Below are 368 nucleotides of genomic sequence, written 5' to 3'. Positions count from 1 at the left end.
CTCCTGAACATTATGAACTGCGATCAACACCAATTGAATTTACAATTGAGAAAGGTCAAAAAACACCGATTGTTATTTCAGCTGAAAATGGTCTACTACCAGGCGATGTTGAACTAACAAAACTCGATGATACTGATGGCACTGTACTTACAGGCGCCGTATTCAAAATTGTTAATAACAAAAATGAAGATGTCCGTACAGAATTAGTTACGAATCAGGAAGGTAAAATTATTGCTACTGGGTTACGTCCAGGTAACTATAAATTTATCGAAATGAAAGCTCCTGAGCATTATACCTTAAATAAAACACCGATTGAATTTACAATTAAGGAGAGCCAAGCGACTGCTATTAACGTTACAGCTACTAAT

1 protein-coding gene is annotated in these 368 nt (G+C 35.9%); it reads left to right on the top strand.

Going from position 1 to position 368, the window contains the following annotated elements:
* The coding region (locus ACSG5Z_RS29760; RefSeq protein ID WP_435712738.1) for an MSCRAMM family protein at positions 1-368 on the top strand (368 nt) is incomplete at both ends.

It is taken from the genome of Bacillus pretiosus (assembly GCF_051294775.1).
GTDB lineage: Bacteria > Bacillota > Bacilli > Bacillales > Bacillaceae_G > Bacillus_A > Bacillus_A wiedmannii.
The sequence above is the reverse complement of the archived record's forward strand: the minus strand, read 5'-3'. Positions and strand labels throughout refer to the sequence as shown.